Annotated in this window: 3 protein-coding genes; 2 read left to right on the top strand and 1 reads right to left on the bottom strand. The window is 51.0% G+C overall.

What is annotated here, in order from left to right:
* On the top strand, positions 1–1,497 hold a 1,497-nt coding region (locus tag STRDD11_RS07085), incomplete at its 5' end, for a M13-type metalloendopeptidase (RefSeq protein WP_241209354.1).
* Between the two features lie 25 nt (positions 1,498–1,522).
* Here the strand turns inward: STRDD11_RS07085 and STRDD11_RS13675 are convergent.
* Positions 1,523–1,681: a hypothetical protein gene (locus STRDD11_RS13675; RefSeq protein WP_164828419.1), complete on the bottom strand. Its 159-nt coding sequence runs from the start codon at positions 1,679–1,681 to the stop codon at positions 1,523–1,525.
* 207 nt (positions 1,682–1,888) lie between these two features.
* Between STRDD11_RS13675 and STRDD11_RS07080 the strand changes: the two genes are divergently transcribed.
* Positions 1,889–2,785 carry a DUF7916 family protein gene (locus STRDD11_RS07080; protein WP_128836718.1) on the top strand — a complete coding sequence of 299 codons (897 nt, stop codon included), beginning with the start codon at positions 1,889–1,891 and terminating at the stop codon, positions 2,783–2,785.
* The last annotated feature ends 96 nt before the right edge of the window (positions 2,786–2,881 follow it).

Genomic DNA, 2,881 nt, shown 5'->3' with positions numbered 1-2,881 from the left:
GTCCTTTGGGCAGACGGACCGGGGACTATCCTGCCGGATACGACCTACTATGCGGAGGACCATCCGCAGAAGGCTGAGCTCCTTGCCAAATACCGGGAGGCTCAGGAAGCCCTGCTGGAGAAATTTGACTTCAGCCCTGAGGAAATCACGGACATCTTGGACAAGGTCCTGGAGCTGGATGCTGTCTTTGCTCAGTATGTCCTCTCTAATGAAGAAAGCTCTGAATACGCCAAGCTCTACCACCCCTACAAATGGGAAGATTTTAAGAACTTAGTGCCAGAATTGCCTTTGGCAGACATTTTCACCAAGCTGATCGGACAGGAGCCGGACCAAGTCATCGTGCCCGAGGAGCGCTTTTGGCAGGCCGCCAAGGACATCTATACAGCTGCTAACTGGGATAAGCTCCATGCTTTGCTGATTCTTTCTGCAGTGCGCAATACAACACCTTATCTGACAGATGAGATCCGCATCTTGTCCGGTGCCTATCAGCGGGCTCTGTCAGGCACACCGCAGGCTCAGGATCAGAAAAAAGCGGCCTTCTATCTGGCTCAGGGGCCTTTCAGTCAGGCTGTCGGCCTCTGGTATGCCGGCCAGAAATTCTCCCCAGAAGCCAAGGCAGATGTGGAGCAGAAGGTTGCGACCATGATTGAGGTCTACAAGGACCGACTGGCCAAGAATGACTGGCTGACGCCGGAAACACGGGAGAAAGCCATTGTCAAACTCAATGTGATTAAGCCCTATATCGGCTACCCAGAAGAGCTGCCGGAGCGCTATTTCCGCAAGACAGTGGACGAAGAGCTCAGTCTCTTTGACAATGCCCTCAAACTCAGTCAGATAGAGATTGCCCACAGCTGGAGCCAGTGGAATAAGGAAGTAGACTACAAAGAGTGGGGCATGCCGGCCCACATGGTCAATGCCTACTACAACCCGCAGAAGAATCTGATTGTCTTTCCGGCAGCCATCCTTCAAGCGCCTTTTTACGACCTGCAGCAGTCCTCATCTGCCAACTACGGCGGGATTGGAGCGGTCATTGCCCATGAGATTTCCCATGCCTTTGACACCAATGGGGCATCTTTTGACGAAAATGGCAGCCTCAATGACTGGTGGACCGAACAGGACTATGCAGCCTTTACCGAGAAAACCCAGAAGGTCATCGACCAGTTTGAAGGCCAGGATTCCTATGGGGCTAAGGTCAACGGCAAGCTGACAGTCTCTGAAAATGTGGCGGATCTGGGCGGGATTGCAGCAGCCCTTGAAGCGGCTAAAAAAGAGCCGGATTTTTCAGCAGAGGCCTTCTTCACCAACTTTGCCCGTATCTGGCGCATGAAGGGCCGGGAGGAATACATGAAACTGCTGGCCAGTGTCGATGTCCATGCACCGGGCAAACTCCGGACCAATATCCAGCTGCCTAACTTTGATGACTTCTATGCGGCCTTTGATGTCCATGAAGGCGACGGCATGTGGCGCAGCCCAGAGGAGCGCGTGATGATCTGGTAGTAAAGATGTGAGAGCGTAAAAAATTTCAAGCAAAGAGGAGATTGGTGCAGGTCTCGCTGAGCACCGGCCAAGCTATCTTTTTGCCGAGCTTTTGGCTCCAAGTCAGTTCAGCCTCATGGGGCAGCCCTCCCCGCTCCGGTGCCTTGCCTGAAGACTCTGCTGACTCAGCAGCGCAACGGTTCATTAGTCGCATCTCTTCTGCTTATCCTGTTACGAAAAACACTATCCGCTTTGGCTGCAACCAGAGCGGATAGTTGCAGGAAAATATAAAAGCGTTTACATTTTTGCTGGTTTATGGTATACTGGATTGGTAATAAAATATAAACAAAAAACTAAAAATAATAAAATTTATCGTCTTTATTAATGAATAATAAAGAAAAGAGAAAACGTTATGGTGAAACGATTCATTAGTTCAAATGCGTCAGAAATCCTTGCGATGACAGCGGCTGAGCTCAAGCAGAGCATCAAGGCCAGTGAAGGGCGGATTATTCTTTCAGAAAATGTTGCTTTCAAGGAATCCTATATCGGAGATGTGACCAATGCGGAAATTGCCCGAGCTTTTGGAGCGGACTTGATTCTGCTGAATGGGATTGATATGTTCCATCCTTTTGTGAACGGTCTGGATGCCAAGGAAGATTTTGTAGAGCAGCTCCATCACTTGGTCGGCCGGCCTATCGGAGTTAATCTGGAGCCGGTAGACAGTCAGGCAGAAATGGCCGAAGAGCGTTTAGACATCAATGAAGGCCGCAGGGCCAGCCTTGCGACCATTCAGCGGGCGGAAGAACTGGGCGTTGACTTTATCTGTCTGACCGGCAATCCGGGTACTGGCGTGACCAATCAGGCCATTGTCGACACGATTCGCCTTGTCAAGGAGCATTTCTCAGGCCTGCTCATTGCCGGCAAGATGCATGCGGCCGGTGTGGATGAACCTGTCGCGGATTTAGAAGCGATTAGCCGCTTTATCGAGGCAGGCGTGGATATTGTTTTGGCACCGGCAGTCGGCAGTGTTCCGGGCTTTGACGAAGCTGATCTGAAGCAGATTGTCCGTCTGGCGCATGAAAAGGGGGCTCTGGTCATGAGCGCAATCGGGACCAGTCAGGAAAGTTCTGATACAGATATCGTCAAGCAGATGGCCATCCGCAATAAAATCTGCGGAGTGGACATTCAGCATATCGGCGATTCAGGCTATGGCTGTCTGGCACCGGTTGAAAATATCTTTGCCATGAGCAAGGCCCTCCGCGGCCAACGGCACACTGTTTCCATGATTTCCCGCTCCATTAATCGTTAATGCTCTTTGAACTCTCTTCAAACCAGATCAGCTCCTGCCCAGAAATGGAGAAGCAGGGAAGCTTTCAGCTTATCGCTCTGTATTTCAAGTAATAAG

This window comes from Streptococcus sp. DD11 (assembly GCF_001578865.1).
In the GTDB taxonomy this organism is placed as follows: Bacteria; Bacillota; Bacilli; order Lactobacillales; family Streptococcaceae; genus Streptococcus; species Streptococcus panodentis.
The sequence above is the reverse complement of the archived record's forward strand: the minus strand, read 5'-3'. Positions and strand labels throughout refer to the sequence as shown.